Below are 4,674 nucleotides of genomic sequence, written 5' to 3'. Positions count from 1 at the left end.
AAATGCTCGTGGTAGATGGTGTCGAATTGGGCCAGCGCCACCAGGTTCAGCGCGTGGTGCACCTCGATCGAGAGCCAGCCGTCGTCGGCCAGCAGGGCGCGCAGCGAGCGGGTGAAACCGCGCAGATCGGGGATGTGGGCGTAGACATTGTTGGCCACCAGCAGATTCGCCGGTCCGTGCTCGGCCCGCACGCGCGCCGCGAGCTGCTCGTCGAGGAAGGCGGTCTCGGTGGGAACGCCCTTGTCCCGTGCTGCCGCACCGACATTCACCGAGGGCTCGATGCCCAGGCAGGGCACCCCGGCGGCGACCGCGTGCTGCAGCAGGTAGCCGTCGTTGCTGGCCACCTCGACAATGAAACTGTTGTCGTTCAGATTCAGCCGGGTGATCGCGTCATCCAGAAAGAGTTTTGCATGCTGAACCCAGCTATCGGAAAATGACGAAAAGTAGGCGTATTCCGTGAAGGTTTCTTCCGGAGTGATCAGGGCGGGAATCTGCAGCAGCAGGCAGTTCTCGCAGAGACGCAGATTCAGGGGATATGTCGGTTCCGGGAGGTCCAGTTCCTCGGCGGTGAGAAGCTTTTCGCACGGCGGTGTGGCACCGAGATCGAGAACGGAGATCAAACTTCGGGAGTCACATAGACGACATTGCAACAGAATTCCCCACCTTTCACCGAGCCCGGCTGCCCCGCGCAGCATCGGATGACCTGAGGTCGGCTCGATCCGGCCTTACGTTACAACAGGTTTGCGCGTCTTCACGGGGTCGTTCGTCTGACGGATAGTGCCAGGACAGCTGGATTTCTGCGACCCGCAGAACCGGGCGTCCGGTCGGCAACCGCTCGAGCCTTGCAGCTCAAGGGTTTCGCTCACCTCACACGGTGTGTCTTGCGTAGTGCAACCTGCGAGTTTGCGAATAGGGGAAAATAGGGGGCCCGTTCGGGGATACCGGTCGCCTTCGAATCCGTTACTTTCTGGAAACGTTGTCCGCCTGCGGGATACAGCCTGAACGACACGTGGGGTGTGTAACATTCGGCATCTGTCCGCCGAAAAATTCGTCGGTCAGATCTCTCGTCATGGCCATGAAAGCCCTTGGGAAACCGGCGTCAGCCCGTTCGTGGAACTGATCAGCGGGGATCGGAACCAAGTTCTCCCGTGGGGGAGGTGCGTTCGTTTCATGAGTTACCACATTTCCGCCGGTCGTACCGTGCGCGGGAACCGGGCGCCGAAGCCGGAACCGCGCTCGGATCGTGAACGCTGGCAAGCAGATTACGCGCGTCGGCTATTTGTCAGCGACCTATTCGTGCTGGGTTTGTGCATCGCGATCGCCCAGTGGATCCGCTTCGGCAGCACCGGGACGTCCTCACCGCTGACCGCCCAGCTGCCGCTCGAGGTCCGCTACACCATGGTGTCTGTGGTGCTGGCGCTGGCCTGGTCGGCCACGCTCACCCTCGGCGGCACCCGCTCGCCGCGCGTAATCGGCAGTGGTACAGAGGAATACCGTCGAGTGGTGGTCGCCTCGCTGCGCCTGTTCGGGGGGATAGCCATCGTGTCGCTGCTGCTGCGGATCGACATCGCCCGCGGCTATCTGGCTATCGCGTTGCCGCTGGGCATGCTCGGACTGATGGCCGAGCGCCGGCTGTGGCGGCGGTGGGTCGCCGTGCGCCGCGCCCACGGGCAGTTCCGCACCGCCATGCTGGTGGTCGGCAGTCCGGCGGCGGCGCGCGCGATGGTGGCGGCGTTCTCCCGCGACCGCGACTCCGGGTATCAGGTGATCGGGGTGTGCACGCGCGACGAGGGCGCGCTCACCGACTGTCTCTCGTCGGCGGACCGCTTCCTCGAGGTCGGTGGCCGCGAAATCCCCATCGTCGCAGGCGATCACGGCGTGATCGATGCGGTCCGGCGCACCGGGGCGGACACCGTCGCGGTCACCGCCACCGACAATCTCGGGCCCGCCGACTTCCGGCGCATGGCGTGGGAGCTCGACGAGCTCGGCGCGGAACTCATCGTCACCCCCGGTCTCGTCGACATCGCGGGCACCCGCCTCACCCACCGCGTGGTCGCCGACATGCCCATGCTGCACGTCGAGAAGCCGCAATACGACAGCGCCAAATCCGTGCGCAAGGATGTCTTCGACGTCTGCTTCGCGCTGATCGCCCTGCTGGCCATCGTCCCCGCCCTCGCCCTCATCGCCGCCGCCGTGAAACTCACCAGCCCCGGCCCCGTCCTCTACTCCTCCGAGCGCATCGGCCGCGACGGCCGCCCGTTCCGCATGCTCAAGTTCCGCAGCATGTACACCGACACCGAAACCCACCTCACCGCCCTCATCGACGGCGACGGCCCCGAGGACCCCCGAATCACCCCCGTGGGCAAGGTGATCCGCAAATACTCCCTCGACGAACTCCCGCAATTCCTCAACGTGCTCCGCGGCGACATGAGCATCGTCGGCCCCCGCCCCACCATCCAACGCGAAGTCGACGCCTACGACGGCGTCACCCGCCGCCGCCTCCTCGTCAAACCCGGCATCACCGGCCTCCGCCAAATCCGCGGCCGCACCACCCCCACCCCCGAAGACGCCACCCGCCTGGACCTCTCCTACGTCGAAAACTGGTCCATGGTCCTGGATCTCCTCCTGATCGCCAAAACCATCGGCACCGTCACCCGAGGCGAAGCCTGACCCCCTAACCACGCGGCTGACGTCCGCCCGGTTCACCCTCAATTCGTATTCACACTGTGCCGTCGAATCACACAGTCGACAGGGTGCGCGCCGCTCTCCCCACCCGCTGACTCGACCCCGTCGAAGATCGCGTCCAACAGCCCGGCCCGATCGAGTCTCGCTCGGCCCCCATGAGATTCACGCGCACTGACAACGACCGCCTGCAACACCACCGCAAAAACCCGCCACCGAGACACGTTCACCCGCCACCCCCACCCCTCCCACTCGCGCAACCGCCCCTCCACCGCCTCGAGCACATCCTGAATCACCTGAACCTCAATCGCATCAGCGTCATCGCAAGGCATGCCGACCCCCGAACACCGACCACTGGCTGCTGCTGGACATAGTCACCTGCCTCCGTGAAATTGCCGTTGCCCCAGCACATCACCGATGCCCCGCACTGACATTGTCATTTCGGGATTCCTGGATAACTGGCACGAACTGCCTGCACCGCTGCCATTCTGAGAAGCGAACAGTGTCAGTTCGACAGTGTCGAGGAGCATCCATGCCGGAGGAGAACCCGCGCGCCTCGCTGCCACGCCGACAGCTCGGTCGGTATGTCCGCCGTCAGCGCGAAGAGAACACCGCACTCACGCAGGCCGAAGTGGCGGCCGCGATGCAATGGAGCCACAGCAAGTACTCGCGCCTGGAACGAGGCGAACCCGGCAGAATCCTCGACCGCGACCTCCGCGAACTCGGCAAGATCCTCGAGATCCCCGACGAGAAGACCGACGCCATGATCGAACTCGCCCGTCAGGTAGCCGAAAAGACCTGGTACAACAGCTTCAACGACCTGATCCGGGCCAACTTCGACGTCTACATGCGGATGGAAACCGAAGCCCGCGCGATGGAGATCTACCGCCCGGATCTCGTTCCGGGGCTGTTCCAGACCGCCGACTACGCCCGCTCGCTGAACCGCATCTACTTCCCCAAAGACTCTGAGGAAGAACAGAATCGGCGCGTCGAACTGAAGCTGAAACGTCAGGTGATCATCACACGCAGGAAGACGCCCGTAATGGTCGATCTCGTTATCCAGGAGTCGGCACTGCACACTCGGGTCGGCGGGGACCTGACCATGGCGGCGCAACTGAAGCACCTGGCGGACCTCGGCACCCGTCCGAACATCTCTGTTCGAGTCTTGCCGTTCCGAGCCGGGTTCCCGGTCGGCATGTCCGTCGGTCCGTTCGTCACCCTCGATTTCAAGCCGGACTCCAAAGGCGTCGTAGAGCCGTCCGTCATCTATGTCGAGAACTACACCGGCGATATGTACCTTGAGGACGAAGACGACGTCGGCAGGTACCGCAGGGCGTTCGAGACCATTCAGCACGCAGCGCTGGACGCGGTTGCCAGCCGAAACCTGCTGCGGCAGGCAGCACGAAAGGACTTCTCCCAGTGAACGATCACCGTCTTGCCAACGCGGCTTGGTTCAAGAGCACCCGAAGCGCAGGAAACTCTGAATGTGTCGAGGTCGCCTGGCTGGCCGACGGCGGCGTGGGTATCCGCGACTCCAAGAACCCAACCGGCCCCGCCCTCGTCTTCACCCCCTGCGAGTGGAATGCCTTCACCGTCGGCGTGGCAAGCGGAAGGCTCGAGGAGCAGGCCTGACAGTCCGCGCGGTCCACACGTGATCGGAGTGCGGTGGCTCGAGCGAGTCCTGAAACTGGCTGGAACCCGCACAAAGCCAACGGAATTGGTCAATATTCGTTGCTGCGGAGCCGTTTGTGCAGGGTGTGGCCAAGGTGGAAGCGACCATCTGTGCAGTGGCAGCATTGATCTGGTGGAAGAGCATGTGCGGCACGGGGATCGGTGCTTTGTGATTCTCACGTACCTTGATGCGGTTCGTAACGATTCTTGGGCCGTGGAGCTGGCGGAACTCGTTGACGGGGAGTTGGGGCCGGAGACGCGAGTGAAAGCACACCTTCTCACAGACGGTGGGTGTCGCGTGGCAGTGGCGTCGAATGCCCC

Annotated in this window: 4 protein-coding genes; 3 read left to right on the top strand and 1 reads right to left on the bottom strand. The window is 63.9% G+C overall.

All coding sequences use genetic code 11. The features are described from left to right. Positions 1 to 650 (bottom strand): methyltransferase domain-containing protein (locus ACWELQ_RS38570; RefSeq protein ID WP_452401951.1); only part of this gene is annotated, 650 nt, incomplete at its 3' end. 646 nt (positions 651 to 1,296) lie between these two features. Between ACWELQ_RS38570 and ACWELQ_RS38565 the strand changes: the two genes are divergently transcribed. The 3 genes from ACWELQ_RS38565 (at position 1,297) to ACWELQ_RS38555 (ending at position 4,314) form a co-directional block, all read left to right on the top strand. Then, positions 1,297 to 2,670: a sugar transferase gene (locus ACWELQ_RS38565; RefSeq protein ID WP_452401950.1), complete on the top strand. Its 1,374-nt coding sequence runs from the start codon at positions 1,297 to 1,299 to the stop codon at positions 2,668 to 2,670. Between the two features lie 544 nt (positions 2,671 to 3,214). Further along, positions 3,215 to 4,105, top strand: a complete 891-nt coding sequence (locus ACWELQ_RS38560; protein ID WP_452401949.1) for a helix-turn-helix domain-containing protein — start codon at positions 3,215 to 3,217, stop codon at positions 4,103 to 4,105. Continuing rightward, positions 4,102 to 4,314 carry a DUF397 domain-containing protein gene (locus tag ACWELQ_RS38555; protein WP_452401948.1) on the top strand — a complete coding sequence of 71 codons (213 nt, stop codon included), beginning with the start codon at positions 4,102 to 4,104 and terminating at the stop codon, positions 4,312 to 4,314. Before ACWELQ_RS38560 ends, ACWELQ_RS38555 begins: the two co-directional genes overlap by 4 nt. The last annotated feature ends 360 nt before the right edge of the window (positions 4,315 to 4,674 follow it).

The sequence above is a fragment of the Nocardia sp. NPDC004722 genome, assembly GCF_053601505.1.
This window is presented reverse-complemented; position numbering and strand designations above follow the sequence as displayed.